27 protein-coding genes and 3 tRNA genes are annotated in these 25,661 nt (G+C 65.4%); 14 read left to right on the top strand and 16 right to left on the bottom strand.

What is annotated here, in order from left to right:
* The 3 genes from ACN0WF_RS00005 to ACN0WF_RS00015 all read right to left on the bottom strand — a co-directional run.
* On the bottom strand, positions 1–130 hold a 130-nt coding region (locus tag ACN0WF_RS00005; protein ID WP_417771197.1), incomplete at its 3' end, for a GTP-binding protein.
* 134 nt (positions 131–264) lie between these two features.
* A tRNA-Gly gene (locus tag ACN0WF_RS00010) sits at positions 265–338 on the bottom strand.
* A 14-nt stretch (positions 339–352) separates the two neighbouring features.
* Positions 353–437, bottom strand: a tRNA-Tyr gene (locus ACN0WF_RS00015).
* A gap of 209 nt (positions 438–646) precedes the next feature.
* On the opposite strand from ACN0WF_RS00015, the gene ACN0WF_RS00020 reads away from it, so the two are divergent.
* From ACN0WF_RS00020 to ACN0WF_RS00030, 3 genes are all read left to right on the top strand, one after another.
* Complete coding sequence (locus ACN0WF_RS00020) at positions 647–1,441, top strand: TrmH family RNA methyltransferase (RefSeq protein ID WP_417770714.1); 795 nt, start codon at positions 647–649, stop codon at positions 1,439–1,441.
* A gap of 125 nt (positions 1,442–1,566) precedes the next feature.
* Positions 1,567–1,642, top strand: a tRNA-Thr gene (locus ACN0WF_RS00025).
* 163 nt (positions 1,643–1,805) lie between these two features.
* On the top strand, positions 1,806–2,501 hold the full coding sequence (locus ACN0WF_RS00030; RefSeq protein ID WP_417770715.1) for an orotate phosphoribosyltransferase: 696 nt from the start codon (positions 1,806–1,808) through the stop codon (positions 2,499–2,501).
* A gap of 61 nt (positions 2,502–2,562) precedes the next feature.
* On the opposite strand, the gene ACN0WF_RS00035 is transcribed toward ACN0WF_RS00030, so the two are convergent.
* Positions 2,563–3,480, bottom strand: a complete 918-nt coding sequence (locus tag ACN0WF_RS00035; RefSeq protein WP_417770716.1) for a fatty acid desaturase — start codon at positions 3,478–3,480, stop codon at positions 2,563–2,565.
* 301 nt (positions 3,481–3,781) lie between these two features.
* Between ACN0WF_RS00035 and ACN0WF_RS00040 the strand changes: the two genes are divergently transcribed.
* The 3 genes from ACN0WF_RS00040 (at position 3,782) to ACN0WF_RS00050 (ending at position 6,217) form a co-directional block, all read left to right on the top strand.
* The gene (locus ACN0WF_RS00040) at positions 3,782–4,630 is read left to right on the top strand and encodes a transcriptional regulator (RefSeq protein WP_417770717.1); all 849 of its coding nucleotides are present in this window, start codon (positions 3,782–3,784) and stop codon (positions 4,628–4,630) included.
* 119 nt (positions 4,631–4,749) lie between these two features.
* Positions 4,750–5,193, top strand: a complete 444-nt coding sequence (locus ACN0WF_RS00045; RefSeq protein ID WP_417770718.1) for a c-type cytochrome — start codon at positions 4,750–4,752, stop codon at positions 5,191–5,193.
* Between the two features lie 106 nt (positions 5,194–5,299).
* Positions 5,300–6,217 carry a c-type cytochrome gene (locus ACN0WF_RS00050; protein ID WP_417770719.1) on the top strand — a complete coding sequence of 306 codons (918 nt, stop codon included), beginning with the start codon at positions 5,300–5,302 and terminating at the stop codon, positions 6,215–6,217.
* A gap of 17 nt (positions 6,218–6,234) precedes the next feature.
* On the opposite strand, the gene cutA is transcribed toward ACN0WF_RS00050, so the two are convergent.
* The gene (cutA, locus tag ACN0WF_RS00055; RefSeq protein ID WP_417770720.1) at positions 6,235–6,603 is read right to left on the bottom strand and encodes a divalent-cation tolerance protein CutA; all 369 of its coding nucleotides are present in this window, start codon (positions 6,601–6,603) and stop codon (positions 6,235–6,237) included.
* 200 nt (positions 6,604–6,803) lie between these two features.
* Here cutA and ACN0WF_RS00060 point away from each other — a divergent pair, with 200 nt between their 5' ends.
* The 3 genes from ACN0WF_RS00060 to ACN0WF_RS00070 all read left to right on the top strand — a co-directional run bounded on the left by ACN0WF_RS00060 (position 6,804) and on the right by ACN0WF_RS00070 (position 8,890).
* A complete protein-coding gene (locus ACN0WF_RS00060) occupies positions 6,804–7,586 on the top strand; it encodes an NAD kinase (RefSeq protein ID WP_417770721.1) in 783 nt (260 codons plus the stop codon).
* 116 nt (positions 7,587–7,702) lie between these two features.
* Positions 7,703–8,275 carry a response regulator gene (locus ACN0WF_RS00065; protein ID WP_417770722.1) on the top strand — a complete coding sequence of 191 codons (573 nt, stop codon included), beginning with the start codon at positions 7,703–7,705 and terminating at the stop codon, positions 8,273–8,275.
* 87 nt (positions 8,276–8,362) lie between these two features.
* A complete protein-coding gene (locus tag ACN0WF_RS00070; RefSeq protein ID WP_417770723.1) occupies positions 8,363–8,890 on the top strand; it encodes an Hpt domain-containing protein in 528 nt (175 codons plus the stop codon).
* Positions 8,891–8,943: 53 nt separating this feature from the next.
* Here the strand turns inward: ACN0WF_RS00070 and ACN0WF_RS00075 are convergent, their stop codons facing one another.
* The 3 genes from ACN0WF_RS00075 to ACN0WF_RS00085 form a co-directional block, all read right to left on the bottom strand.
* Entirely contained in the window at positions 8,944–10,095 is a 1,152-nt protein-coding gene (locus ACN0WF_RS00075) for a DUF2336 domain-containing protein (protein ID WP_417770724.1), read from the bottom strand.
* A 136-nt stretch (positions 10,096–10,231) separates the two neighbouring features.
* A complete protein-coding gene (locus tag ACN0WF_RS00080) occupies positions 10,232–11,641 on the bottom strand; it encodes a multicopper oxidase family protein (RefSeq protein WP_417770725.1) in 1,410 nt (469 codons plus the stop codon).
* A gap of 264 nt (positions 11,642–11,905) precedes the next feature.
* Entirely contained in the window at positions 11,906–13,012 is a 1,107-nt protein-coding gene (locus ACN0WF_RS00085; RefSeq protein ID WP_417770726.1) for a lytic transglycosylase domain-containing protein, read from the bottom strand.
* A gap of 194 nt (positions 13,013–13,206) precedes the next feature.
* On the opposite strand from ACN0WF_RS00085, the gene ACN0WF_RS00090 reads away from it, so the two are divergent.
* Together ACN0WF_RS00090 and ACN0WF_RS00095 are read left to right on the top strand one after the other, a co-directional pair.
* Positions 13,207–13,668, top strand: a complete 462-nt coding sequence (locus tag ACN0WF_RS00090; protein ID WP_417771198.1) for a MaoC family dehydratase — start codon at positions 13,207–13,209, stop codon at positions 13,666–13,668.
* Between the two features lie 2 nt (positions 13,669–13,670).
* Positions 13,671–14,552 carry an HpcH/HpaI aldolase/citrate lyase family protein gene (locus ACN0WF_RS00095; RefSeq protein WP_417770727.1) on the top strand — a complete coding sequence of 294 codons (882 nt, stop codon included), beginning with the start codon at positions 13,671–13,673 and terminating at the stop codon, positions 14,550–14,552.
* Positions 14,553–14,632: 80 nt separating this feature from the next.
* On the opposite strand, the gene ACN0WF_RS00100 is transcribed toward ACN0WF_RS00095, so the two are convergent.
* Positions 14,633–15,241, bottom strand: coding sequence for a flavin reductase family protein (locus ACN0WF_RS00100; RefSeq protein ID WP_417770728.1), 609 nt, complete (start codon positions 15,239–15,241; stop codon positions 14,633–14,635).
* The gene (locus ACN0WF_RS00105) at positions 15,238–15,798 is read right to left on the bottom strand and encodes a nitroreductase (protein WP_417770729.1); all 561 of its coding nucleotides are present in this window, start codon (positions 15,796–15,798) and stop codon (positions 15,238–15,240) included. The genes ACN0WF_RS00100 and ACN0WF_RS00105 overlap by 4 nt, the downstream gene beginning before the upstream one ends.
* A gap of 279 nt (positions 15,799–16,077) precedes the next feature.
* Between ACN0WF_RS00105 and ACN0WF_RS00110 the strand changes: the two genes are divergently transcribed.
* Positions 16,078–17,193: a hypothetical protein gene (locus tag ACN0WF_RS00110; RefSeq protein ID WP_417770730.1), complete on the top strand. Its 1,116-nt coding sequence runs from the start codon at positions 16,078–16,080 to the stop codon at positions 17,191–17,193.
* Here the strand turns inward: ACN0WF_RS00110 and ACN0WF_RS00115 are convergent, their stop codons facing one another.
* From ACN0WF_RS00115 to ACN0WF_RS00140, 6 genes are all read right to left on the bottom strand, one after another.
* Positions 17,194–18,063 carry a lysophospholipid acyltransferase family protein gene (locus tag ACN0WF_RS00115; RefSeq protein WP_417770731.1) on the bottom strand — a complete coding sequence of 290 codons (870 nt, stop codon included), beginning with the start codon at positions 18,061–18,063 and terminating at the stop codon, positions 17,194–17,196.
* 208 nt (positions 18,064–18,271) lie between these two features.
* Positions 18,272–20,236: a threonine--tRNA ligase gene (gene thrS / locus ACN0WF_RS00120; RefSeq protein WP_417770732.1), complete on the bottom strand. Its 1,965-nt coding sequence runs from the start codon at positions 20,234–20,236 to the stop codon at positions 18,272–18,274.
* A gap of 196 nt (positions 20,237–20,432) precedes the next feature.
* Complete coding sequence (locus ACN0WF_RS00125) at positions 20,433–21,893, bottom strand: RimK family protein (RefSeq protein ID WP_417770733.1); 1,461 nt, start codon at positions 21,891–21,893, stop codon at positions 20,433–20,435.
* Between the two features lie 17 nt (positions 21,894–21,910).
* Positions 21,911–23,032 (bottom strand): GNAT family N-acetyltransferase/peptidase C39 family protein, encoded by a 1,122-nt coding sequence (locus tag ACN0WF_RS00130; RefSeq protein ID WP_417770734.1) that lies wholly within the window; start codon positions 23,030–23,032, stop codon positions 21,911–21,913.
* 238 nt (positions 23,033–23,270) lie between these two features.
* Positions 23,271–23,555: a membrane protein insertion efficiency factor YidD gene (gene yidD / locus ACN0WF_RS00135; RefSeq protein ID WP_417771199.1), complete on the bottom strand. Its 285-nt coding sequence runs from the start codon at positions 23,553–23,555 to the stop codon at positions 23,271–23,273.
* Positions 23,556–23,669: 114 nt separating this feature from the next.
* Entirely contained in the window at positions 23,670–24,113 is a 444-nt protein-coding gene (locus ACN0WF_RS00140; protein ID WP_417770735.1) for an iron-sulfur cluster assembly scaffold protein, read from the bottom strand.
* Between the two features lie 315 nt (positions 24,114–24,428).
* On the opposite strand from ACN0WF_RS00140, the gene folE reads away from it, so the two are divergent.
* Together folE and hisI are read left to right on the top strand one after the other, a co-directional pair.
* Positions 24,429–25,061 (top strand): GTP cyclohydrolase I FolE, encoded by a 633-nt coding sequence (gene folE / locus ACN0WF_RS00145; protein WP_417770736.1) that lies wholly within the window; start codon positions 24,429–24,431, stop codon positions 25,059–25,061.
* 46 nt (positions 25,062–25,107) lie between these two features.
* The gene (hisI, locus tag ACN0WF_RS00150) at positions 25,108–25,575 is read left to right on the top strand and encodes a phosphoribosyl-AMP cyclohydrolase (RefSeq protein ID WP_417770737.1); all 468 of its coding nucleotides are present in this window, start codon (positions 25,108–25,110) and stop codon (positions 25,573–25,575) included.
* Positions 25,576–25,661 lie beyond the last annotated feature (86 nt).

The raw sequence follows: 25,661 nt of genomic DNA on the forward strand, positions 1-25,661 counted from the left end.
TGTCGTACGCCTTGAAGTCGCCGAAGTACTTCGTGATCGCGGCCGTCAGCGTCGTCTTGCCGTGGTCAACGTGACCAATCGTGCCAATGTTAACGTGCGGCTTCGTCCGCTCAAACTTTGCTTTCGCCATCGGCGTCGCTCTCTTAGCTTGCGGTTAAGTCCATCAAACTCGATAAAGACCCGACCGCCGCTCGGCGGTGGATGCTCTGACCTGGCAACGTCATTCTCGCATGCCAAGTCCGGTTGCGGCCGTGAACTCGTAAGTGGAGCGGGTGAAGGGAATCGAACCCTCGTCATCAGCTTGGAAGGCTGCTGCTCTACCATTGAGCTACACCCGCCGCCGGTCGGGGGGTGGTGGAGGAGGTTGGATTCGAACCAACGTAGGCAAAGCCAACGGATTTACAGTCCGTCCCCTTTAACCACTCGGGCACTCCTCCGAGTCACCCTTCCCGACGCAGAAGCGTTCCGGATGGCTTCACGAAAATGCCTCGCAAAACAATCGCGAGGCCGTTCCCGTGGCGGGTGTTATGCAGATCAGGCATGGGGGTGTCAACGCCCATTTGCCTCCTGTGGACACAAAATCGACGCCCCCGGTGGATCGCTTTCCGCTTGCCCGCGATGGGGACCCGCGATAAGCGCTCGTCCCATGACAACGCCCACTCGCCCCGCACGCCGGCATCCCGGCGGAAAACCCCGCCATCGCGGTTCCTCTTTCTCCCGACAGGCTGAGGAAGGCCCGCTGCATCTTTATGGGCTGCACACGGTCGAGGCGGCCTTCAACAATCCCCAGCGCGAGCGCATCAAGCTGCTGGCGACGGAAAATGCCTTGCGCCGCCTGGCCGAACGCGGCGTCTCCCCGGACGTGCCTGTGGAAATCGTCAGCCCGCGCCAGCTCGACAAGCTCGTGGGCCGCGATGCGGTGCATCAGGGCGCTGTGCTGGAGGCGCTCCCCCTGCCCGCTTATGGTGCGCGCGACCTCGGACGCGCCCGGCTCGTGCTGGCGCTCGACCAGGTGACGGACCCGCATAATGTCGGCGCCATCCTGCGCTCCGCCGTGGCGCTGGCCGCCGACGCCGTGGTGACGACGGAGCGCCACGCGCCGGAAGAAGGCCCCGTGCTCGCCAAATCGGCCTCGGGTGCGCTCGATCTCATCCGGCATGTGCGCGTCAAGAACATGGCCCGCTTCGTCGCGGAAATGCGCGAGGCCGGCTTTACCTGCGTCGCGCTCGACAGCGACGGCCCCGCGCGTCTCGAGGACACCGAACTTGGCGACAAGGTCCTGCTGGTGCTTGGCTCGGAGGGCAAGGGCGTGCGCCAGGGTGTGCGCGAAGCCTGCGGCACGCTCGCCCGCCTCGACATGCCCGGCGAAATCGCCTCGCTCAATGTCTCCAATGCCGCCGTTCTCTCTCTCTATGTAACGCGCATGAAACTGGGGCTTTGAGCGAACCCGCGCGCACCTGCCACCGGGCTTTCTCCGCCCCTTGAGCACAACGCGCGTTTTTCGCACAGGCAGCACGCTAGAAACTGATGCACCCCGTCAGGACTTGTGCTAGAAGCGCCGCGTTTGCCGGTATAGCTCAGCTGGTAGAGCACCTGATTTGTAATCAGGGGGTCGCGGGTTCGAATCCTGCTGCCGGCACCACCTCCCGGTGACATTCCTCCGAGCGTCGGTCCTTCAGGGCATGGTTCGGTCCGCTGCGCCGGGACCAGCCCTTTCGCGCAGTCCCGCACCACGGGGCTTGACGCCCCGACGCCGCCCGACCAACCCGCAACGGCGGTCCGGTCGAGACACAAGAGGACAGAAGATGACCCCGCTCGGTTTCCCGGATCCCGCCTTCGTCGCCCGCCAGACCGCGAAGATGCTGCTTGAGGTCAAGGCCGTCCATTTCCGTGCCGACGAGCCCTACAAGCTGACTTCCGGCATCGCCAGTCCGGTCTACATCGACTGCCGCAAGCTCATTTCCTATCCGCGCCTGCGCTCCACGCTGATGGATTTCGCCGCGGCAAAGATCCTTTCCGACATCGGCTTCGAATCTCTCGACGGCATCGCCGGCGGCGAGACGGCCGGCATTCCCTTCGCGGCCTGGATTTCCGAGCGCCTGGCACTGCCCATGCAGTATGTCCGCAAGAAGCCGAAGGGCTTTGGCCGCGATGCCCAGATCGAGGGCGCGCTCGGCGAAGGCGACCGGGTGCTGCTCGTGGAGGATCTGACAACCGACGGCGGCAGCAAGGTCCGCTTCGCCGAGGCGCTGCGCAAGGCTGGCGCCCAGGTCGACCACACCCTTGTCCTGTTCTTCTACGACATCTTCCCCGAGACCCACGCCGCCATGGCAAAGCACGGGCTGACGCTGCACTATCTCGCCACCTGGCGCGACGTGCTGGCGGTTGCCCGCGAGGACGGCCACTTCCCCGAGGAAGCGCTCTCAGCGGTGGAATCCTTCCTCGACGCCCCGCTCGCCTGGTCGGGGAAGCACGGCGGCATCTCCGAATTTGCCGTCTGAGCAAGCGCCGGAATTTGCCGGAAACGACAAGGGGGCCATGTGGCCCCCTTTTTCTTTGCCCTCACTCACCCGCCGGTGGCCCCGACCTTTTCAGCGGGTGCGGCACTGGCTCCTTTGCGCGAAAGGCATATGTGCGGATCACCTGCCAGTAGGAGCGAAACACATAACCGCCGTTGTCGCGGATGAACGCCTCGCGGTTCTCCGCGTAGACAGCCGGCAGCCGATACCACGGCAGGCCAGGCCGGGCGTGGTGGACCGCATGCAGCGAATTGAACAGAAAAAGAAAGGCGAGCGGCCCGCGGTCCTCGATCAGCACCGTCCGATGACCGACCGCGTCTTCCGCTTGATGCTCCAGAAAGGTGCGGATCGCCAGCAGGGAAAAGCCGAGATAGCAGCCGGCCAGATAGGCCGTGAACGGAAAGCCCGGAACCTGCGCCAGAAGCCAGAACAGCAGTGCGCCGAATGCGGCGTGCTCAATCCATGCACGCGCGACACCCCTTTGTCCGGCGCGAATCAGGCGCGCTTCGGTGCGATAGAACGCGGCAAGACTGACCGCGGGGCCGAGTAACACACGCCCGGCAAGCGTGTTGTTGAGGCGCAGCACCAGCCGACGCCCCGGCCCGGCGCTCGCCCAGTCGCGCGGGTGCTGGTACCAGCTCTCCGGATCCTCATACGGATCCGTCAGGCGCGGATCATCGTGATGGGCGATATGCAGCGCGCGAAACCGCCAATAGGGCACGAACAGTCCCAACGGCAGCGCCACCAGCAGCGCGTTTATGCGCGGCGCGCGGAACGGGTGACCATGCAGGGCCTCATGCTGAAGCGACGAATGCAACGCGATCAGCACGCCAAACAGAAGAGCCGCGCCCCAGCCCAGCGATTCGGCGTGAAGGGCGAGCACCAGGAAAGCCCCATACACGCCGACGAGCAGCCCGAGCGTCGGCCATTCGACAGCGGCGAGCCGAGCAAATGGACGCATGCGGCCGCCGACGTCGTTCTTCCGCCCGTCCGCCCGCTCCTGCGGGCGGACGGGCCGCCACCAAAGTCGGCCCGCAGACGGCCGCCTCGTATCGGCAGCAGCGAGGCGACGGGTGGGCGGAGCAAGGCGGTAGGCGGTTTTGTCTGGCATGCCTCCTTGATCGAGCCGATGGCCGAGCCTTGCAATGAGTCAATGATCAAGCGAAAGCGAGATGATACATTGATTACACAAGAGACATGTGACTTCACAATTTTCATGTGATTTCACATAGACCATGATCCGGGCGAGCAGGAAGCAGGGCATGAGGGGAACCGACAAGCGGGAACTGGCGGCGACCTTTCGCGAGCGGCTGGCGATCCTGATGGCGCGGCGTGCGGAACCGCCTGCCCGCTTCGCCACGCGCATCGGCCTCGACCGGTCGGCGCTGAGCCACTTCCTCGACCCGGTCTCGACACGAATGCCGCGCACCGAGGCCTTGTGCGACATCGCCCGCGCCGAAGGCGTGACCACCGACTGGCTTCTCGGCCTCACGCAGACCACCAACGGTGCAGCCGACATTGCTCCCGCCATCGAGATCGAGCAGGCGGAAGACGGGCGCGGCGAGACCTTGCTGGCGAGCTGGCACCAGCAGGCGATCGGCTACAAGATCCGCTATGTCCCCTCCACGATCCCCGACCTCCTGCGGACCGAGGCCATCGTTGCCTATGAGTTCGGCGCTCCAGAAAGCGCCAAGGCCGCCGCCAAGGCCGACCAGGGCCGCAGGTTGCTCGCCTATACCCGCAGACCGGAGACCGACATGGAGGTCTGCATGCCGTTCCAGACGCTGGAGGAACTCGCCGCCGGCGCCGGCATCTGGGCCGGTCTTCCCGCTGCAGACCGACAGGCTCAGCTGCGCCACATGGCCCGGCTGGTCGACGAGCTTTATCCGACCTTCCGCCTGTTTCTCTTCGACGGGCGCGAGCGATTCTCCGCCCCCTACACCGTGTTCGGCCCTCAGCGCGCCGCGCTCTATCTCGGCACGCTCTATCTGGTGATCAACTCGGTCGAGCAGATCCGTGCCCTTACGCGTCATTTCGACGGCCTGATCCGGGCTGCAGCGGTCGGCCCCGACCGGGCGGGCGCGCATCTTTCCGGATTGGCAGAAAAATGAGACACTTGCGCCGGAGCAGTCACGGCTTCGTGATGCCTCCCCGACTTGAGCGTGCGACACTTCGCGCGGAATGTTGTCCGGGACGGCGACTGCCGTGCCATTCGAGGGAGACACTGACCATGATGAAAACGGGTATCCGGGCGCTTGCGCTCGCCATGCCGCTGGTGATGAGCGCGGCTGCCGCCAACGCCGACCCGGTCGCGATTCGCCAGGAGATGATGAAGTCCATCGGCGCCGCGACGGGCACGCTCGGCAAGATGATCAAGGGCGAGATCGACTATGACCCGCTGGCGGCAAGCCTTGCCATGCGGATCATCTTCGCCACGCCGTCCGGCTTTATCACCGAGTTTCCAGAAGGAAGCGAGACGGCCGAGAGCGAAGCCGGACCGAAGATCTGGGAAGACAAGGCCGGTTTCGACAAGATCGCCATGGACATGCAGGACGCCGCCCTTGCCGCGATCCCTGCCGCCGGCAAGAGCCTCGACGATCTCAAGGGCGCCTTCGGCCCGGTGGCCAAGAACTGCAAGGCCTGCCACGAGACATATCGCGTCAAGAAGAACTGAGGCACACGGCCCTGCTCAACGTGTCGCCGCCCCGGCCTGCCGCTGTCGCGAGACGGGCCGAGGCGGCGGGGCGATGACGGCTCCAGAGGACCCGCAGAGGATCTGAATGACCCGAAGGACCTTCCGCCGCCTTGTCGGCGTCTTCCTGCTCATCATCGCCGGAATGCTCTATGTGACCCGTCCGGAACGGGTCGACACGTCTGCGATCCCGGCACATGAGCCGGATCTCTCCAACGGCGAGCACATGTTCTGGGCGGGCGGCTGCGCCTCCTGTCACGCCGCGCCAGGCGCGGAAGGAGACGCCAAGCTCGTGCTTGCCGGCGGCGTCGAGCTCGACACGCCCTTCGGCCTCTTTCGCGTGCCCAACATCTCGCCCGACGCCGCGCATGGCATCGGCGGCTGGTCGCAGGCGGACTTCCTCACCGCGATGACCAAGGGCACCTCGCCGCGCGGAGAGCACTATTATCCAGCCTTCCCCTATACTTCCTACAAGAACATGCGGGCGGAAGACCTGATCGACCTCAAGGCGTTCCTCGACACGCTGCCGACATCGCAGAACACGGTCGCCGGTCACGACCTGTCTTTCCCCTTTTCCTGGCGCGGCGCGCTTGGCTTCTGGAAGTTCCTCTATCTCGGCGGCGAACCGCCCGCCGTGGCGGCCGATGCCAGCGACGCCGTGAAACGCGGCGCGTATCTGCTTGCCGGCCCCGGCCACTGCGCGGAATGCCACACGCCGCGCGACGTCTTCGGCGGGCTCGACCGTTCGCGCTGGCTTGCCGGAGGTCCCAACCCGGACGGCAAGGGAACGATCCCCAACATCACCCCGGCCCCCGACGGCATCGGCTCCTGGTCGGCCAAGGATATCGCCTATTATCTGGAAACGGGCTTCACGCCCGAGTTCGACAGCGTTGGCGGCGGCATGGCCTCGGTGCAGCAGAACTGGGCAAAGCTTCCAGCCGACTACCGCGAGGCGATCGCTGCCTATCTGAAGACCGTGCAGGCGGTGGCGGGCGAGAAGAAGTGACGCGCGCTTGGCGCGCCTCACCCTTCCGGCTGTGTCTCGGCGCGGATCCAGTCGAAAAATCCGGCGCTGCCACCAGCGGCTGCCACTGCGACGATAGCCGGTTCCTCGTAAGGATGAGCCTCGCGTATCGCCGCCACCGCCTCGGCAAGACGCGTCGCCGTTGTCTTGGCCAGGAACACGATCTCCTCGCCTTCCTCGACCCTGCCTTCCCACCGGTATAGCGAGACCATTCCGGGCCACATGTTGACGCAGGCCGCCAGGCGCGCGCCGATCAGACGCTCCCCGGCCTGCCTGCCACTCTCCATATCTGGAAAAGTCGCGTAAATCAGATGGATGTCGCTTTCGTTTTGCATCGGCGAACGGATTCCCAAGTCGGTGTCGGGCATGCTACGAGACCGGATGTCCCGTGCCTTGCGGTCACGTCCCAGCGACTGTGGCGCATCATGTCGGGATTTGAAACCGGGTGGAGACCTGCCATGGGCTTGCGTCGTGCCGCATCGAACACATGCAGATCCCGCGGGCCCAGGCGACGTCGCCCCGTTTCCCTCCACGGCCTCCGCTGCCGTCCGCTTCGTCAGGTCGCGCTATGAACGCTTCGCTTCCCGCCATCGACCGGATCGCCTTCGTTTCCAGTGACACGGAGGAGGCAGCGCTTGCCCGCGAAGCGCTCGAGACACGCTACGGCGCGCACGACCCCAAGCGCGCCGACGTGATCGTCGCCCTTGGCGGCGACGGGCTGATGCTGCAGACACTGCACCGCTTCATGAACACCGGCAAGCCGATCTACGGCCTGAATCGTGGGTCCGTCGGCTTCCTCATGAACGAATACCGCGAGGACGACCTGCTCGAGCGCATCCGCAGCGCCGCGGTCAGCCGCATCCGCCCGCTGGTGATGGAGGCAACCGACGCGCTCGGACACATCCATTCCGCGCTGGCCATCAACGAGGTCTCGCTCCTGCGCCAGACCCACCAGGCGGCGAAGCTGCGCATTTCCGTCGACGACCGGGTGCGCATGGAAGAGCTCGCCTGCGACGGGGTCATCGTTTCAACGCCGGCCGGCAGCACCGCCTACAACCTGTCCGCCCACGGGCCGATCCTTCCGATAGACGCGCATCTGCTGGCGCTGACGCCGATCAGCCCGTTTCGCCCGCGGCGCTGGCGCGGGGCGCTGCTGCCCAACCGGGTGCGGGTGCGCATCACCGTGCTGGAAGGAGACAAGCGCCCGGTGAGCGCGGCCGCCGACTACACCGAGATCCGCAACGTCGTCGAGGTCCGTGTCCGCGAGGAAGAGGGCTCGAGCAGCCTCGTGCTCTTCGACGCCGATCACAACTGGGACGAGCGTATCCTGACGGAGATGTTCCGCTACTGAGCCGCGATTTCGCATTCTCTATGAAAGAATATGCGAAAGTTTAACCGATAGACGGCACTCTTGCGGCCCAAGCATCCGTCTGCCGAACGCACGGCGGATGACAAAGCGGAAGAAACATGTCGTATCCGACCCTCAGTCTTGGCGCCTTGCGCATCCTGATCGTCGAGGACAACGCCCACATGCGGCGCATCCTCCGTCGCATGCTGGCAGGCTTCGGCATCACTGCCATCCATGAGGCAGAGGACGGTGCTGAAGCGCTCGACCAGATCTCGCGCCAGGACCCCGATCTTATCGTGATGGACTGGCTGATGCCGATTGTCGACGGGGCCGAGCTCACCCGCCGCATCCGTTCCGGCCGACAGCCCGGATGCTTCGTGCCAATCATCGCCGTCACCGCGCACACCCAGAAGCGCCGCGTCATCGAGGCCCGCGACAGCGGCGTGACCGAAGTGCTGTGCAAGCCGGTCTCGGCCAAGGCGCTCTATCTGCGCATCGCCAATTGTGTGCTCAACCAGCGCGACTTCATCCGCAGCAAGACCTTCTTCGGTCCCGACAGGCGTCGTTTCCAGACCCCGAACTTTCAGGGGATCGACCGGCGCGGCCTGCGCACCGACGACGGCTACGCTCTGGACGGAACCGGCCAAGTCACGCAGAATCGTTCAACCTCAGGATTGAGGGAATCGGCCTGACCGCCGCGTCCTCCGGGGAAACGGAACCCGCGGCGAGCCGGACGACGGCGACATCCGCAAAATCAATAACGCAGTCGGGGACCAGGCATGGCCAATGACCAGACCGGACGAGACGACGATTTCGAAGTTGTGAAGCCGCCGCGCGACCTGCGCTCCAAGGTGCGTGTCATGAGCGCGCGCGAGGCGGCGCGGTTCGATCCGGTCAAGGCGGCCGAGGCGGCGCTCGCCCGCCTCGCCGACGACTTCGACGACTGGATGGCATCGGAGGCGCTGACGCTGTCCAACGCGTGGACCGACATCCAGACCAATGGCATCGACGCGGAACGCCGCGATACGCTGTTCCGCGCGGCGCACGACATCAAGGGGCAGGCAAGCACGCTCGGCTACCCGCTCGTCGGCGCGGTTGCTGGCAACCTCTGCTACCTGATGGATCACGTCGACACGAAGCTTCTGCCGCTGACGCTCATTGCCCAGCATGTCGACGCGGTTCGCGCCATGGTCGCGGAAACCGCTGGAGAACAGGAAAACCACACCGCGCGCGCGCTGGTCGACGGACTTGCCGATGTGACGGAGGATTTCGTCGCGCGCAACGGTCGGCCGGAACAGGACGACTGAGCGGAAGCGGAGAAAGGTCCGCCCGTCAGACCACCTCCCTCACGCCGCCACCATCAGGCCGCCAGCGTGCGCTCGCGGAAGTCGCGGGCCGCCTCGCGAGCGATTTCGGCGGAAAACCGCCTGAGCATGACGACGAGGTCGTCGGCCTCGACGCCGTCCTGCGCCTGATAGCGGGCGATAACCTCGCCGATCAGCAGCCGGGAAACCCGCGCGCTGCCAGCAACCGCCGGCGCATTCGGCGCGGCCGACAGCAGATCCCGCCACACGGACACCGCAACGCAGAACAGCGAATGGGTCCGCGATGGCAGGCCGGCGCGTCCAAGCAACGCGCGCAGCGGCAGGCTGCGGCCTGACGAGAGGACACTCGCCACCCGCCGCCGCGACAATCCGGAAAGGCGCACAAGCGCCGTCTGGAACAGCTCCGCGTTGCCCGTGCACACACCTCTGAGCAGCAGACCGGCCGTGAGTTGCCCCGACTGGCGCAAGTGCTCGACCAGCGCCTCGGTCTCATGCGGCGCGGCGCAATTGGCAAGCGACACCGTCGCCCGCTCCCGCGCCTCCGCAACCACGGTGCGTGCCCGGTCCTCGTTGAGTCCCCGGCGCACCAGCGGATGGTCGCTCAGCAGGTCTCCGACCTGCTTCAGAAGCATCTGGCGGATCTCTATCGGCACATCGCCGCGCGTCAGCAGCGCCTCGCGCAGGGCGGCCTCCTTGCCGTGGCGCTCGACCAGGCGGATCAGGGAAAGTCGGGAAATGTCCGCACCCTCGTTGCCGACAAGCGCGACGCCCGCGTTCAGCGAACCAACCTCTGCGATTGCGGCCGCGACCGAGACACTCACCTGCGAGCGGCTCGCCACAGCGACCGGTAGCGGATCCGAATGCCCTGCCACCACGTCGACAAGCTCCGCATCGAGCAGCACCGGAGAATGGCGCAGCACGGTGGTCGCGATCTGCGGAAGATCGGAGACAAGTGCCAGGATCACCTCGCGCGGCGCGTCCTCGCTGCGCGCCAGGGCCTCGGCAAGCGCCCTGCGGACACGCACGCATGGGTCATCGAGGAGCAGCGTCAGGGCCGCTTCCGCCGCCTCCCGCTCGCCCTCGCTCAGCGTCGAGTGCAGATAGGCGCGCGCCAGCGCGCTCGTCGCTTCCGCCCGCCGGTCATCCGGCGCGTCGTCCATCCACCGCAAGAACTGTTCTACGATCATGGTGCCAGGTTCCCGAAAGGCGCCCAGGAACGCGGGCACCTTGTTCGACACCGACTATGCGCGCGAAACGCTTAAATCTTCGTTCACCATGAATCTGCGCCCGGGTGCACCATCCCGCCCCCCCCTGCCGAACCGCTCAGGCCTCGACGCGCAGGAAGCCGGCAAGGCCGGTCTTCTGGTGCTCGATCACATGGCAGTGGAACGCCCAGTCGCCCGGATTGTCGGCGACAAGAGCCACCTCCATGGTTTCCTGGGCCTGCAGCAGCGCCGTGTCGGTCCACAGCGGCGGCACAGGCCGCTTGTCGGAACGCAGAAGCTTGAACGTGTGACCATGCAGATGGATCGGGTGATCGTTCTGGGTCTCGTTGCGCAGACGCAGGATGTAGCTCCGACCGTGTTTCATCACCGCCAGCGGATCGAGCGGACCGGGCACGTCACCTTTCCACGCGACCCGGTTGATCGACCAGAACGTGTAGCCGAGGCTTCCGCAGATGGAGCGCTGCGGTGCATCGCCCGACGGCGTCCAGCCGAAGAGGAAGTCGAGCGTCTCGGCATTGGCAAGATCCGGCTCGGCATTCGGATTGGGCCGCAGAGGCTTCAGCTCCGCAAGACTGCGGTTGACGCTGGCACCGCTCGCCCGGAAGGTCGCCAGCGCCACCGGCCCGGTGGGCGAACTGCGCGTGAGCGTCACCGTCGCGCCCTCGCGCGCCGGCATCCGAAGCGCGATATCGGCGCGCTGTCCGGGTGCGAGCAGGATGTCGCGCGCCGGACGCGCCATGGGCAACGGGTTGGAATCGAGCGCGATGACACGCGCCGAACCTCCCTCCGGGCTGCCCGGCAGGTCGCTGGCGAGGTCGTAGGAGGCGACGCGCGTCAGGTCCGTGACCGCCAGACGCAGGCGCACGAGCGCTCCAGCGGGGAGATCATGCAGCGGCTCCACCTGCCAGTTGACCGTGGAAACCGTGCCGAGCGTGCCGCCGCGCGCGGCGTTTCTCGGCTTGTAGAACTCGATGAAGGAGCCCTTCCCGTCCAGACGGAAATCACGAATGTTCAAAGGCAGGTCGACATCAAACCCCGGATCCTCGTCCTCCTCGACGACGAGAACGCCGGTCAGCCCTCGGGCAATCTGCTCCAGCGTGTTGCAATGCGGGTGATACCAATAGGTGCCGGCATCCGGCGGCGTGAAGCTGTAGCGAAAACTCTTGCCGTCCTCGATGGGATTCTGGGTCAGATACGGCACGCCGTCCATCGCATTGGGAATGCGCAATCCGTGCCAGTGCACGGTCGCTGCCTCGCCCAGCCTGTTGTCGACGTCCACCGAGAACGGGCGCCCCTGTCGCATTCGCAGGACCGGCGCCGGCCCCTCGGGAATGAAGCTCATCATGTCGCGCGTCAGCGTACCGGGCAGGACTTCGTGGGAAAGCCGGCTGAGCTTCAGCGCACCGTCAGCCGCGAAGGCCCTGCGCGCGGCAAAGCCGCCGACCGCTGGCGCCGCCAACAAGGCTCCTGTTCCCACAAGAAGCTCCCGACGCGATATGCCCGTCATGATCCGCTCATCCCGTTCCTGCCAGCCGAGCCTGGCCTGCCCTCGACGCTCCCAAGAGAGAAACGCCTTGCCGGAGCGACCTTACGCCCGCTCGCGGTCGGCTTGAACCCGGCCGGCTCAAAATACATGAGGCAAGAACGCCAGTTTTCCGCAAAACACACCGCAGCGGACAATTGGTCGCATCGCGGCAGGAGCAAAAACGCCGCCGCCCGCGACAAGGCGGGCGGCGGCGCGAAAGGATCATCATCGAGATCCGGGGGCGGATCAGACCGGAGGCAGAAGTTCTTTCTGTTCGAAGTTCGGCCGATAGCTCAAGAAGCCGGTGAGATCGATTGGCTGCCCCTTGGCGATCGAGGCCGTCTTCAGCGACATGCCTTCGTCAAGCACCCGGGAACGAAGCTGCGTGTAGGCATCGGGCTCGCTATCGCGCTGCACGGCCGCGCGCTGCAGGGCCTCCTGCTGGCCGGCCTCCTGCGCCGCGAAGGCGGAAAGGTAGCGCGTGTCGAACGAAGCCTTGCGCGCCTCCACGCCATTGCGGAAGAGCGCATGGAACGGAGAAGACACCTCGCGGGTCGCCGACCAGGCCGACAGCACCCGGTTGGTCGGGTCGCCCATCGACAGGCCTGTGCCGGTTTCGGCCGCCGCGACGTTGGGAATGGCGTCCATGCCGCCCGAATCACGCACCGACGCAACGCTCTCCGGCTTTGTTGCGGGCAACGCCGCAAAGCGTGTGCCGGAGGTGCCCGGCAGGGTCGGCATCGATCCCCCGTGCTTGGCGATCAGATTGGCGTAGACTTCCTGCACGGAGCGCGCGCCACCGCGATCATAGAAGATCGGTTTGTTCGCCCGCGCCTGCTGGGAAAACACCTTATCGGCGGCCATGTCCGGATTCTGCTCGGCCAGCCGGATCAGCTTCGACGCCCCGGCGGCACCGAGGAAGTGGGCGATGTAGAGCTCGCCGTCGCTCGGCTGGCGACCGAGCTTGTCGCTCAGGTAGGCGGCGTTCTTCTGGGTCAGTTCGCCCGCCATTGCCGAGGCGATCTCGGCATTGTCGCGCAGGCTCAGGATCTCCCGGCGCATCTGCGGATCGGCGACCCGGTACTTGCCGTTCGCGGTGCGCTGGATCTGCTCGGCGTATTGGCCAAGGCCATGTTTGGAGCCGGTCTCCTTCAGCGTCTCCAGCCAGGTGCTCTCGATGAACTGAAACAGGCCGGAGGCGCTCGACGTGCGCGCCTTTGCGTCCTCATCGAAATTCGATTCGCGTTTCGCCGTCTTCACGAGGTAGTCGAAGGACGCACCAGTGGAGGTGCTGGCGGACTGAAAAGCCTGCTCTATCCGCGATGCGATCGAGGTCGTTTCGCCGACTTTCATGCTCCACGCTCCTGACTGGCTTCGAGAGTTCTTGCGAATTGATTAAAGAGTCCGAGGAAAGTGGTTAACGAGGGGTTAACATTCGCTAACTTGCGTTGCGAATTGAGAAATATGTCGCCAATCGAGCGACATGATTCGGGTTGCCCCCAAAGAAGGCCCCGGGGAGAATGCGCGAACATCAAGTGGAGGACGGCATGGCCGGATTGTATTTCGACGAATTCGAAGAGGGGCGGCTGTTTCGCCACGCGCTGACGCGCACGGTGACGGAGATGGACAACATGCTCTTCTCCAACATGACGCTCAATCCTCAGCCGCTGCATATCGACCGGCATTTCTGCGAGACGCAGACCGAATGGGGCCAGCCCCTGGTCAACAGCATCTTTACGCTCGGCCTGATGATCGGCATTTCCGTGCACGACACGACGCTCGGCACCACCATCGCCAATCTGGGTATGAGCGACGTGAAGTTTCCAAACCCGGTCTTCCAGGGCGACAGCCTGCACTGCACGACCGAGGTGATCTCCAAGCGCGTCTCGAAGTCGCGCCCCGATGCGGGCATCGTCGAATTCGAGCACAAGGCCTACAATCAGCACGACAAGCTCGTCGCCGTCTGCCGGCGCCAGGCCTTCATGCGCAAGAAGACGGAAGACGGCTGATCATGCGCTCGCTTCTCTTCGTTCCCGGCGACAGCGAACGCAAGCTTGCCAAGAGCCTGTCGAGCGGCGCCGATATCCTGCTGATCGACCTGGAGGATTCCGTCGCGCTCGAGGCCAAGGCGGCGGCGAGGACGATCGCAGCGGAGTTCCTCGCAGCCCATATCGGCGCCGCCGACCGGCCGAGGCTCTATGTGCGCATCAATGCGCTCGACACAGGCGAGACGGAGGCCGACCTTGCCGCGATCATGGCCGCGGGCCCCGACGGCGTCATGCTGCCGAAATCGATTTCCGGCCGCGATGTCGAGCACCTGTCGGCCAAACTTGCCGTTCATGAAGCCGAGGCAGGCCTTGAGGACGGCGCGACCCGTATCCTGCCTGTCGCCACCGAAACGGCCGCCGCAGTCTTCAATCTGGGCACTTATCAGGGCGCGAGCCCACGGCTGGAAGGGCTGACCTGGGGGGCTGAGGACCTGTCCGCCGACCTCGGGGCACTGGCGAACCGCGACGCGAGCGGAGGCTTCACCGAGCCCTTCCGGCTTGCTCGCAACCTTTGTCTCTGCGGTGCGGTCGCCGCCGGCGTCGTTCCGGTCGATACGGTCTTCACCAACTTCCGGGATATGGAGGGGTTGCGCGTGGAGGCACTGACCGCCCTGCGCGACGGCTTTACTGCGAAAATGGCGATCCATCCCGCCCAGGTGCCCGTGATCAACGAGGTCTTCACACCCTCGCTGGACGATGTGGCCCGCGCGCAGGCCATCCTTGCCGCCTTCGAGGCCGCCGGCAATCCTGGTGTCGTCGGGCTGGAGGGCGAGATGCTCGACAGGCCGCATCTGCGCCGCGCGGAAAAGCTGATCGCGCGCGCGCGGGCCGCCGGACGCGCCTGAACCCGCGACACGACCAGACACGAAAAAGCCCGGGTGGATCTGCTGCTCCGCCCGGGCTTTTTATCTGAAGACGCCTCGGACTAGCCCTTCGGTCGGGCCATCGTGAAGACCTCGTCGACGACCGCGTAGTCCATGTAGCCAAGACGCGACAACGGCCGGGCCAGCGTCACATCGAAACGCCCGTCGCGAAGGACGCTCTCGTCCAGATGGACGGTAACCACTTCCCCAAGCACCATCCAGTTGTCCGTCTCGCGCCCGTCGAGGCCCGTAAGCCGGATCGTCCGCAGATGCCGGCACTCGAGCGCCGCCTTGGCCTCACCGACGCGCGGTGCGCCGACGCTGGTCGAAGCCACCGGCGTCAGGCCCGCCGCCTCGAACTCCGACACCCCATGCGCCAGAGGGGCCGAGGAGGCGTTCATCGCGTCCTTCAGATTCTCGGTCGCGAGATTGAAGACGAAATCGCCGGTCTCATCGATATTGGCGACCGTGTCCTTGTAGCCGCTCGACGAGAAGGCCAGGATCGGAGGCGTATCGCATACCGCGTTGAAGAAGCTGTAGGGCGCAAGATTGACGCTGCCGTCGCCTGCCCGCGTCGAGATCCAGCCGATGGGGCGCGGCGCAACAATCGCCTTGAAGGGATTGTGCGGCAGGCCGTGCCCATCCGAGACATTGTAGGAGTAGGTGCTCATGCACCGGTCCATTCGCTGACGACGGCGGCAAGGTCCGGGCGCGGACGCTCGCTCGGCGTTTCGCTCGCGGTGCCGATGTGGATGAAGCCAGCGACGCGCTCCGTTTCGCCAAGACCGAGGATGGCGGCAACCCCGTCGTCAAAGGCCATCCATTCCGACAGCCACTGGGCGACGAATCCGCTCGCATGGGCGGCGAGCACCAAGTTCATGCACACCGCGCCGACGGAGAGCTGCTGTTCCCACACCGGGATCTTGGGATGCACCGCGGCGCGGCTGACAACCGCGATGACGAGCGGCGCGCGGGTGAAGCGCCCTGCTTCCTGCGCACGCCGGTCTTCGGGAAGTGCCCCGTCGCGCGCCTCGAGCAGCGTGACCAGCTTGCCGCCAAGCTCCGCGCGGGCATCGCCGCGGATGAGAACGAAGCGCCAGGGCGCAAGCTTGCCGTGATCCGGCACACGGGCGGCGGCGGTCAGCATGCGGTCAAGCGTCTCGCCTTCGGGGGCCGGCTCCACCATGCTCGCCGAGGGGTGGGAGCGGCGCGCCAGCAAAAGGCGCATGGTTTCGGAAATGTCCTGTGTCATAAGGATCCCTGTCATGATCGGCTGGAGAGGCCTTGGGGAATGGAACCGCAGGGTCGGGCTCCGGGGTCATGGCCCATGAGGTAAGCCCGTTTTCGGCCCTGTCAATCTTCAAGGTCCGGCTTGCTCGGGGGGCATGCCTGCGGACAACGGCATCGCTGCCGTAGCGGCAGACGGAAGCGGACTTGAAATCGCCCCAGTTTCAGGGTTTGAAACGCGGGACATCCTTGCAGGCGACACGACGGGGCAATTGGTTCGATGCGCGGCAGCTTTCTCAATCTCGTGGGGCTCGTGACCGGCCTTGCGCTCGGCGCCATGGCGATCTCCCCGGTTTTTGCGCAGGATGTGCTCACCCCGCCGAAAAAGCCCGACATCGACGCCCCCGCACACTCCTCGGCTTCAGGAGCAGGCCTCGAAGGATTGCTCGACGGCCCAGGCGCAAGCCGCCCCCTGTCGCAATCCTCCCCCTTCGGCAACGGCCTGCCCGGCTCGGACGAACTTTCTGCCTCCCCGCTCCTGGAAGGCCCGGTTCCTGGCGCCTCGGTCGTTCCCTACGCCCCCTCCTCGACCCCGGACACCGGAATGCCCGACATGGGCAAGGAAGCGCCGGTCTATCTCGTTGCCCGCCTCTCCGAGGACGGCCCGGCCGTCTCGCAGGGCGTTACCTGGCGGGTCTATGCCGAAAAGCCGAACGCGGAAGGCAAGCTGGAACTCGTCGCCAGCGCCAAGGGCGGCGACGCGGATCTCCGACTGACGCCAGGCGAGTATTTCGTCCACACCGCCTTTGGCTACGCCGGGCGCACCAGCCGCATCAGCGTGCGCCACGGCGTCACCAGCCAGACCGTTCTGCTCAATGCCGGCGGGTTGAAGCTCGACGCCCAGTTCGGCGGTCACCAGCCGATCCGCACCGGGCGCGTCGTCTTCGACATCTACCAGAGCGAGTTCAGCAGCCGCGGCGAGCGCAAGCTCATTGCCGGAAACGTCAAGCCGGGCGAAATCGTGCGCCTGAACGCCGACACCTATCACATCGTCAGCCGCTACGGCGCGGTGAACGCGGTGGTGCGCGCGGACATTCGCGTCGAGCCAGGCAAGCTGACCGAGGCGACCGTCTACCAGAACGCCGCCCGCGTGACGCTGAAACTCGTCAGCCAGCCAGGCGGCGAGGCCATCGCAAACACCCGCTGGTCGGTGCTGACACCCGGCGGCGACACCGTCGTCGAGGCGACCGGCGCGTTCCCTGCCTTCGTTCTCGCCTCCGGTGACTACACGGTCATCGCCCGTAACGAGGACAAACTCTACACGCGCGATTTCAATGTCGAGACCGCGAACCACGGCGAGGTCGAGGTTCTGACCAGCCAGTTGCTCAGGCAGTAGTCACGCCGCGATCCGGCGCATCCGGCGTCGGTCCGCCTTCGGACGCGGGCGGACCACCGCCGGCGCCATTGACACCACCTTGTGGTGAAGGTGCTCGATCATCGCCTTCTGATCCCCGAAAACGGCAAGCTCCGAATAGGGAACCGGCGCGCCGACGCGCACGCGAAGCTCGCATCCCATGATGCGCCGGAATTCTCGGATATAGAGCGACAGGCGCAGCGTCAGCGACACCCGCGAAACGAGATGGAAGAGCGCCGAGTTCTGCCCTTCGAAATGAAGCGGGATCACCGTCGCCTTGGCCGACCGGATCATCTTGGCCGTGAAGGTCTTCCATGGCAGTTCCCGCGCCCGCCCGAAGGGTTTCTCGGCGGTGGCCACACCGCCGCCTGGAAAGACGATGATGGTAACGCCCTCGTTGAGCAGGCGCAGCGCCTCCTGACGGGTGCGCATGTTGGTCCTGAGCGCCTCGGCCGTCTCCTCGAAGTCGACCGGAAGGGCATAGGGCCGGATCTCCGGCGCCTTCAGCAACTCGTTGTTGATCAGGATCCGGTAGGGCCGGCCCAGCTTCTCGGCCATGGACAGGATCGCCAGGCCGTCGCCCAGGCCGTAGGGGTGATTGGCGATCATGACCAGCGGCCCGTTCGGCAGGTCCTCCGGCGGCCACGCCCCTTCCGCGACCACCACGTCGACACCGATCAGGTCCAGCAGATCGCTCCACTTGTACTGGGACGTCGTGGCGATCGCATCGCGCCAGTAGCGATAGTAGCCAAGCAGGAAGCCACGACCCGACAGGGTTTCCACACAGCGGATGAAACCGCGCTTCAGCCAGGTATGCCCGTCGTTGGCATAGCTCAATTCAGTATCAGACAACTCGCGGCCCTCGCGCCGTGCTCGACCAGTTCCGCTGCGGCAGGACAGAGATCCCGTCGCGGCTGAATCGGAGATCTAGCCTCTTTCCCGTGACAGTTCGGCGACAGGACCCGCCAATTCCGGCCACGCAGGCTCAAAAAGAAAGGCCGGCGCGGGCATGCCGCGTCGGCCTTCGGTAACTGTTGCCGGTTCGCCGCAGCGCTCCGTCTCAGGCGTCGTCGGCGCGGCGCTGATCCGGCGCAACCGCTTCCTCGGCGAGAGCGGCGATCGCCTCGTCGAGCCCCATCGCGCTCTGGTTCTGGGAACCAAGCCTGCGAATATTGACCGTGCGCTCCTCCGCCTCGCGCTTGCCGCAGACGATGATCACCGGAACCTTGGCCAGCGAATGCTCGCGGACCTTGTAGTTGATCTTCTCGTTGCGCAGGTCGAGTTCGGCGCGCAGCCCCGCCTTCTTCACCGCCTTGAACACGTCCGACGCGTAATCGTCGGCATCCGAGGTGATGGTGGTGACGACCACCTGCTGCGGCGCGAGCCACAGCGGGAAGTGACCGGCGAAGTTCTCGATCAGGATGCCGAGGAACCGCTCCATCGAGCCGCAGATGGCGCGGTGGATCATCACCGGCGTCTTCTTCTCACCGTCCTTGTCGACATAGAAGGCGCCGAAACGCTCCGGCAGGTTGAAGTCCACCTGCGTGGTGCCGCACTGCCATTCGCGGCCGATGGCGTCACGCAGGGTGTACTCGAACTTGGGCCCGTAGAAGGCGCCCTCGCCCGGCAGGATACCGGTCTTGATGCGCCCGCCCGACTGCTCGGCAATCTCGCCGAGCACGCGGGTCATCACCTCTTCGGCATGGTCCCACATCTCGTCGGTGCCGACACGCTTCTCCGGGCGGGTGGAGAGTTTCACCACAATCTCGTTGAAGCCGAAGTCCTCGTAGACCGACAGGATCAGGTCGTTGATCTTGTGGCACTCGGCCGCCATCTGCTCCTCGGTGCAGAAGATATGCGCGTCGTCCTGGGTGAAGCCGCGCACGCGCATCAGCCCGTGCATGGCGCCCGACGGCTCGTAGCGGTGCACGGCCCCGAACTCCGCCATGCGCAGCGGCAGGTCACGGTAGCTCTTCAGCCCGTGCTTGAAGATCTGCACATGCCCCGGACAGTTCATCGGCTTCAGCGCGAACAGCCGGGTATCCTCGGCCTCCGTGTCGGCGCACTGCACGGAGAACATGTTCTCCTTGTACCAGCCCCAATGACCTGAGGTCTCCCACAGCGACGTGTCGAGGATCTGCGGCGCGTTGACCTCGTCGTAATCCTCGGCAAGGCGGCGACGCATGTAGGCGACGAGCGACTGGAACAGGCTCCAGCCCTTGGCGTGCCAGAACACAACGCCCGGACCTTCCTCCTGGAAATGGAAGAGATCCATCTCGCGGCCAAGCCGGCGATGATCGCGCTTCTCCGCCTCCTCCAGCATGTGGAGATAGGCCTTGAGCTCGGCCTCGTTCGCCCAGGCGGTGCCGTAGATGCGGGTCAGCATCTCGTTGTCGCTGTCGCCGCGCCAGTAGGCGCCGGCGACCTTCATCAGCTTGAAGGCATCGCCGATCTGACGGGTAGAAGCCATGTGCGGGCCGCGGCAGAGATCGAGCCAGTCACCCTGGCGGTAGATCTTGACGTCCTCTCCCGCCGGAATCGCATCGATGAGTTCGACCTTGTAGGTCTCGCCCTTGTCCAGGAAGAAACGCTTGGCCTCGTCGCGCGACCACACCTCGCGGGTGAAGGCATCACCGCGCTGGATGATCTCGCGCATCTTCTTCTCGATGACCGGCAGATCCTCGGGCGTGAAGGGCTCGTCGCGCTTGAAGTCGTAGTAGAAGCCGTTCTCGATCACCGGGCCGATGGTGACCTGGGTGCCAGGCCAAAGCGCCTGCACGGCCTCGGCCATCACATGGGCTGCATCGTGGCGAATAAGCTCAAGCGCGCGCGGGTCATCGCGCGTCACGATCTCGAGCCGCGCATCGCCTTCGATCGGCAGCGACAGGTCGGTGAGTTCGCCGTCGAGCGTCACCGCCACGGCCTTCTTGGCGAGAGACTTGGAAATACCGGCAGCGATCTCCGCCCCGGTCACGCCAGGCTCGAAGTCACGCACGGAATTGTCGGGGAAGGTCAGATGAATCATGTCTGTCTCCTGCTCACTCCTGCAAACGGGGCAGGTAAGCGAAGCGTCCTGTGTTTCTGGAAGGCCCTCCCATAAGGGATTTGCGCCCGCCAAACAACCGTCGCGCGGCGTGAAGTTCGGCGGGAACGCAGGTTCACCGATGGCTTGGACCGTGACGCGGGCGGTCCAGGGTCGCCGCCCGACAGCCTTCAGGTTCTTACCTCGCCTCCAGCCGCTTCACGAACCAGCGCACCAACCGGTCCCAGACGGCATCCTTCTCGGCGGAATCCTCCACGCCATGATCGAGATTGGGGTTGTCGTTGACCTCGATGACAACGACCCTGTCGCCGAAGGACTTGAGATCGACGCCATAGAGACCGTCGCCAATCAGGCGGGCGGCACGCACGGCGGTCTCCACCACCGCCGGAGGCGTCTCGGCGAGCGAAACGGAGCGGAACCGCCCCTCCTCCGCCTGTTTTCCATCCTCGTGGCGCACGATCTGCCAGTGCTTCTTCGCCATCAGGTACTGGACGGCGAAGAGCGGCTCGCCATCAAGCACCCCGACACGCCAGTCGAATTCCGTCGGGCAGTATTCCTGCGCGATGATGATGTCGCTTTCTTCGAGCAGCGCCTTGAGCTTCTCGGCGATGGCTTTCTCGCCCTCGACGCGGAAGACGCCCCTCGAAAAGGACCCGTCCGGGATCTTCAGAACCACCGGCGAACCGAGCCGCGCCTCAAGCCCCGCCGCTTCCTTGACGCTGGACAGGATCGCCGTCTTCGGGATCGGCAGGCCATGGGATTCCATCAGCTCGGCGAGATAGACCTTGTTGGTGCATCGGATCATCGATACCGGATCGTCGATCACCGGCATGGCTTCCTGCACCGCCCGCCGCGCGAAGCGATAAGTGTGGTTGTCGATGTTGGTTGTCTCGCGGATGAACAGCGCGTCGAACTGCGCCAGCCGGTCGAGATCACCCTTGCCGATGGGCACGATCTCGACGCCCTGACGGGCCGCGACCTTGGCAAGGTAGCGCAAGGATTCCTGGCTGGACGGTGCCAGGTCCTCCTTCGGATTGGAGAGCACTGCGAGCGAGTACTTCATCGGCACGCGCTGCTTCGGCGCCCGCCAGGCGCGATGCGTGTAGCGCTCGAGGCTTTCCATCATGAAGGCGCGGCTCGCCGGGTCGAGTTCGGAAACCGGCACGGCGCGGATGCGGGTGATCGCGCGCCAGTCGCCGCCGGCGAAGCGCACCTCAAGGATCGGAGCCCGGTACCAGTCGAACAGCAGCCGCGCGAAGGGCTCGAGCGCTGCCGCCCGCGTCATGCCGAGGCAGACGAGGACGCGGCTTCCTTCCGCCTCCTCCGGCGCCTTCGCAAGACAGCGGTTAAGGCTGTCCTCCAGCTCCGGGAGCGCATGACGGTAGAGCCCCTTGCGGGACAGCTCGATCATCGTCTCAACGTTTGGCAGCACCCGGTGCTGGCGTGCCTCGGCCAGCAACGAGGCGTAATAGCCCGCGCCCTGATAGGCGTAGGAACGCGACAGGTTGATGATGTTTGGATAGGTGCCCGTGAACAGCTTGGGCCGCACCAGGTAGTCACGTACGCTCATCACCTTGTGCGGCGTGTCGGCGTTCGAGACGTCTTTCGGGTTGTCTACCAGAACGACCCATGTCGCCATGTCCGGCTAATCCTTCTTCAAAGAGGTCCTGGCGTCAGGATGATCTGGGCGCGGACCGGGGGCTTGCCCCAGCGCGCCATGCGTTCGAATTCCCCATCAGGGATCGGCAGGTTTGCCGCATCCTGGATGGTTTCATAGCCCTCGTAGCCAAGCCAGGGGTCGTGCACGAAGAGGTGACGACCATCTTCGCCCGTGACAAGCACCCAATGCGGCCCGCGCCGGCCGAGCATACGATATTCGGAGATGAGCACGATGGCGAGACCGCCGCCCGCCACCGTTTCCGCAAGCTGGCGCGGCGAGAGCTGCTCCTCCAGCACCGGAATGCCAAGTTCGACAGCCTGGGCGCGGTAGTCGTCCTGCACGATCTCCATCACCCGACGCTTGTCCGCATCGCGCACGGAGGACATGAACAGATGCCCCGGAGGCGTCAGGCGGACCTGCGCGCGCAACCCCCTCTCGGCCGCTGCGACCGCCAACCCGAAAGGTCCGCAGCCGCCGTGGCCGGAGGCCAGATAGATGGTCGTCGATTCCCGCCACAGGCGCAGCTCCAGCCGCTCGCCCATCTCCGTCTCCGGCAGGAAATGCTTCAGCGCCATGACAAGGCAGGAGGGGCCGCAGGTGAAATCGGTGGTCTGGGCGAAGTAAGGCACGCGCGATGCCTGGGCCTCCGCGTCGTGAAGTGGCTTTTCCATCCGCAAGGCCGCCATGCCGTCGGCATAGTAGCCGGCGACGCGCCCATGTACCCGGTAGCCAGACCGCTCGTAGACCCGGCGCGCCGGTGTGTTGTCCTCACGAACCTCGAGGCGCAGCACGATCCGGTCGCGCGCATAGGCGTCCGCCTCCGCCGCCGCAAGCAACGGACGGGCGACGCCCCTGCCTCGCATCTCCGCCAGCACCGCGAAGGAATAGAGGCGAGCCAGCGCAGTGCCGGCCCGAAACAGCAGAAGCGCATAGCCAACCGCTTTGCCGTCGAGTTCTGCGATCAGACAGGACGCGCCCGGACTTTCAAGGAACCGTCGGAACGAACGGCGCGAGATGCGGTCGTGGGTGAACGCTTCCGTCTCGATGGCGAGGAGGTCTGCGAGGTCGTCGGGGCGGGCTGCGCGAATGCTGGCCTGCACCAGGTCGGGAGTGTCCAATTCCGGCTCCAGCGGCTGCGGCGCCTTGAGCCCGCGCTGCGCGGACCCCGGCTGGCCATGCCTTGCACGGCGCGCGCCTCCACGATGCGGGACGTCACGTTGCAGGCAGTCTCCATACTCGCCTTCACCGCGAGCGTCGCCAAGAGCTTTCGCATGGCTCCTGCGTTTTTCGCATGGGAGCGACGACTCTCGGACGGGATCGAAAAACGTCGCGCCGGAAAGACCTTGAGGTAAGAACTCAGTCGAGCCGCGTCGCCGGATCGATATGGTCGGACGTCCAATGGCCATAGCGCCAGGGCAGATACCAGCGAGCGTTGTCCGGCAGGCTCCCGGGGATCGGATCGAAGCCGCTGCCGCCACCCGGCCGGCACCTAAGGATTCGGGCAAGGCCGATCCAGCCGCCCACCCAGAACCCGTAACGCGCCATCGCATCGGAGGTGTACCAAGAGCAGCTTGGCGCGTAGCGGCAGCCCCGCCCCATAAAGGCCGACAAGGAGAGCTGATAGGCGCGGATCACCGCCATGCCGACGCGCGCGGGCACGCTGACGTGGCCTGCCGACGGGGGGCGGTGCTGCGCGTCTTCCCCATGCCGATGGCTGCTTCCGGGCCCGCACATGGCAGCACTCCCGCGGGCGGCTCAGGCTGCCGCCTCGTCCTTCGCCTTGATCTGGTCGAGCGCATCGACCACTGCCTCGAAGACAAGCATCGTGGAGGCGTGGCGGGCCTTGAAGTCACGCACCGGCTCGAGCAGCACACAGTCGGCGAAACGCCCGGCGGGCGCCGGGGCGCCTTCCTTGAGCATTGCCCGCATCTCATCGCGCAGCTTGCGCAGCTCGTCTGCGGTCGCGCCGACGACATTGCGGGCCATGATCGAGGCCGATGCCTGGCCGAGCGCGCAGGCTTTGACGTCCTGCGCGAAATCGGTCACAACATCATTCTGCATCTTAAGGTCGACAACAACGGTCGATCCGCACAACTTTGAGTGTGCCTTGGCGGATGCGTCAGGGGCATCGAGGCGGCCAAGACGGGGGATATTGCCAGCCAGTTCGAGGATTCGCGCGTTGTAGATGTCGTCGAGCATGAAGGCCTCATCACCGAAACGTGAAACGGACAACCCGAACTTCACGTCCTTCCCAAAGCTCTTATATAGGCGCTTGTCGGCGAAGAAAACGCATCCGGCGACCCTTGTCGCCGGAACCCGCGTCTCCCACACCGAAAGTCAGGACGGGATGTGGCCCATATCCGCCGTGTTTCCGGGGTCTTGACGTCAACTTCCGTGCTGCTACTCCCCGGTCTCGGGTGGGTCGGCACGACCATACAGGCCGGGGCCATGTGGTCCGCGGCGGCAGGGATAGCGTAAGGCATGCGGAATAAAGCACAAACGGGAGACCCCGCAATGGATGCCATCTTGAAGTCGGTCAACGGGGAAGACGGCGATCGCACGCCCGCGCTCAAGCGCCCGACCCGCGAGGAAGCCGAGGCGGCAGTGCGCACGCTCATTGCCTGGGCCGGCGACGACCCGACGCGCGAGGGCGTGATCGAAACGCCCAAGCGGGTTGCAAAGGCCTATGGAGAGATCTTCTCAGGCTATGATCAGGATCCGGCCGAGCATCTTCAGCGGACCTTCGAAGACGTCGGCGGATACGACGACATCGTCCTCGTGCGCGGCATCCCCTTCTTCTCCCATTGCGAGCATCACATGCTGCCCTTCATCGGCGAGGCGCATGTCGCGTATTATCCCTCCGACGGCGTCGTCGGCCTGTCGAAGATCGCAAGGGTCGTCGACATCTACGCCAAGCGCCTGCAGACACAGGAAAACCTGACGGCGCAGATCATCGGGTCCATCGACAAGCATCTGGCGCCGCGCGGCATCGCCATCATGCTGGAGGCCGAGCATCAATGCATGACCATGCGCGGCGTGCAGAAGACCGGCGTCTCGACCATCACCACCCAGTTCACCGGCGTCTTCCGCGACGACCCGGCCGAACAGGTGCGCTTCATGACCCTGGTGCGCGACGGCCGGCGATAAGCCGACCCGTTCCCCTCGCACACCACGCAAGAAATTCCGAAAGACCATGACCGAAACGCTTTTCGCCCAGCGGGGCAGCAAGGCCGAGATCGAAGGCGGAGCCTCCTTCCAGCCGAAGTTCGATGCCGACGGGCTCATCGTCTGCGTCGTCACCGACGCAACCGACGGCACCGTGCTTATGGTCGGCTACATGAACGCCGAGGCGCTGGCACGCACCATCGAGACCGGCGAAGCATGGTTCTGGAGCCGTTCGCGCAAGGGGTTCTGGAAGAAGGGCGAAACCTCGGGACAAATCCTCGCCGTCGTCGACATTCTCACCGACTGCGATCAGGACGCGCTCGTCCTCAAGGTCAATGTCGCCGGCAACGGCGCGACCTGCCACGTCGGCTATCGCTCCTGCTTCTATCGCCATGTGGTGAAGGGCAACGCCGGCGAAAGCCCGCGCCTGTCGCCGATTGGCGAGGACCGGGTCTACGACCCGGCCGAGGTCTACGGGCACAACCACGACCACTAAGACCGTTGCCGCCGGCTACCGCATCCGCAGCGGTGTCCCGTGCAGCCCGGACCAGTCCGCATCGCCGGCGCCCGACAGGCGCCGGC

It is taken from the genome of Stappia sp. (genome assembly GCF_048268045.1).
In the GTDB taxonomy this organism is placed as follows: Bacteria; Pseudomonadota; Alphaproteobacteria; order Rhizobiales; family Stappiaceae; genus Stappia.

Bases quoted from the DNA above. Each gene is read 5' to 3' on its own strand.
- yidD (WP_417771199.1), bottom strand. From the start codon at position 23,555: ATGGCGGTGATCCGCGCCTATCAGCTCTCCTTGTCGGCCTTTATGGGG.
- ACN0WF_RS00030 (WP_417770715.1), top strand. From the start codon at position 1,806: ATGACCCCGCTCGGTTTCCCGGATCCCGCCTTCGTCGCCCGCCAGACC.
- cutA (WP_417770720.1), bottom strand. From the start codon at position 6,603: ATGCCCGACACCGACTTGGGAATCCGTTCGCCGATGCAAAACGAAAGC.
- ACN0WF_RS00105 (WP_417770729.1), bottom strand. From the start codon at position 15,798: ATGCGCCTTTTGCTGGCGCGCCGCTCCCACCCCTCGGCGAGCATGGTG.
- folE (WP_417770736.1), top strand. From the start codon at position 24,429: ATGGATGCCATCTTGAAGTCGGTCAACGGGGAAGACGGCGATCGCACG.
- ACN0WF_RS00070 (WP_417770723.1), top strand. From the start codon at position 8,363: ATGGCCAATGACCAGACCGGACGAGACGACGATTTCGAAGTTGTGAAG.
- ACN0WF_RS00095 (WP_417770727.1), top strand. From the start codon at position 13,671: ATGCGCTCGCTTCTCTTCGTTCCCGGCGACAGCGAACGCAAGCTTGCC.
- thrS (WP_417770732.1), bottom strand. From the start codon at position 20,236: ATGATTCATCTGACCTTCCCCGACAATTCCGTGCGTGACTTCGAGCCT.
- ACN0WF_RS00085 (WP_417770726.1), bottom strand. From the start codon at position 13,012: ATGAAAGTCGGCGAAACGACCTCGATCGCATCGCGGATAGAGCAGGCT.
- ACN0WF_RS00035 (WP_417770716.1), bottom strand. From the start codon at position 3,480: ATGCGTCCATTTGCTCGGCTCGCCGCTGTCGAATGGCCGACGCTCGGG.
- ACN0WF_RS00110 (WP_417770730.1), top strand. From the start codon at position 16,078: ATGCGCGGCAGCTTTCTCAATCTCGTGGGGCTCGTGACCGGCCTTGCG.
- ACN0WF_RS00060 (WP_417770721.1), top strand. From the start codon at position 6,804: ATGAACGCTTCGCTTCCCGCCATCGACCGGATCGCCTTCGTTTCCAGT.
- ACN0WF_RS00045 (WP_417770718.1), top strand. From the start codon at position 4,750: ATGATGAAAACGGGTATCCGGGCGCTTGCGCTCGCCATGCCGCTGGTG.
- ACN0WF_RS00140 (WP_417770735.1), bottom strand. From the start codon at position 24,113: ATGCTCGACGACATCTACAACGCGCGAATCCTCGAACTGGCTGGCAAT.
- ACN0WF_RS00125 (WP_417770733.1), bottom strand. From the start codon at position 21,893: ATGGCGACATGGGTCGTTCTGGTAGACAACCCGAAAGACGTCTCGAAC.
- ACN0WF_RS00020 (WP_417770714.1), top strand. From the start codon at position 647: ATGACAACGCCCACTCGCCCCGCACGCCGGCATCCCGGCGGAAAACCC.
- ACN0WF_RS00050 (WP_417770719.1), top strand. From the start codon at position 5,300: ATGACCCGAAGGACCTTCCGCCGCCTTGTCGGCGTCTTCCTGCTCATC.
- ACN0WF_RS00040 (WP_417770717.1), top strand. From the start codon at position 3,782: ATGAGGGGAACCGACAAGCGGGAACTGGCGGCGACCTTTCGCGAGCGG.
- ACN0WF_RS00075 (WP_417770724.1), bottom strand. From the start codon at position 10,095: ATGATCGTAGAACAGTTCTTGCGGTGGATGGACGACGCGCCGGATGAC.
- ACN0WF_RS00090 (WP_417771198.1), top strand. From the start codon at position 13,207: ATGGCCGGATTGTATTTCGACGAATTCGAAGAGGGGCGGCTGTTTCGC.
- ACN0WF_RS00100 (WP_417770728.1), bottom strand. From the start codon at position 15,241: ATGAGCACCTACTCCTACAATGTCTCGGATGGGCACGGCCTGCCGCAC.
- ACN0WF_RS00065 (WP_417770722.1), top strand. From the start codon at position 7,703: ATGTCGTATCCGACCCTCAGTCTTGGCGCCTTGCGCATCCTGATCGTC.
- hisI (WP_417770737.1), top strand. From the start codon at position 25,108: ATGACCGAAACGCTTTTCGCCCAGCGGGGCAGCAAGGCCGAGATCGAA.
- ACN0WF_RS00080 (WP_417770725.1), bottom strand. From the start codon at position 11,641: ATGACGGGCATATCGCGTCGGGAGCTTCTTGTGGGAACAGGAGCCTTG.